This is a genomic window from Pseudomonas sp. H1h (assembly GCF_000633255.1).
Lineage (GTDB): Bacteria > Pseudomonadota > Gammaproteobacteria > Pseudomonadales > Pseudomonadaceae > Aquipseudomonas.
Window position 1 is genome coordinate 1 of record NZ_AYMJ01000077.1, and the last position, 266, is coordinate 266.

A 266-nucleotide genomic window follows, 5' to 3' on the forward strand; every position below is an offset into this window, starting at 1 on the left:
GACACCATCGACACCACCACCGTCAAACTGACCGCGACCGAGTCCGCCGCTGAAGGTGGCACCGTCACTTACACAGCGACCGTCGGTGCACCGGTAACCGGTTCGCCAGTCACCGTGACCCTTGCCAACGGTCAGAACATCACCATCGAAGTGGGCAAGACCACGGGCACCGTGACCACCACCGCACCGAACGATGCGCTGACCGGTCATGCGCCGTTGACCAACGCCATCACCAACGTGAGCGGCGGCAATTACGAGAATCTGGT

General features: G+C 62.0%; 1 protein-coding gene. It reads left to right on the forward strand.

Features of this window, described 5'->3' with window-relative positions:
• The coding region (locus tag U862_RS29275; RefSeq protein ID WP_157836093.1) for an immunoglobulin-like domain-containing protein at positions 1 to 266 on the forward strand (266 nt) is incomplete at both ends.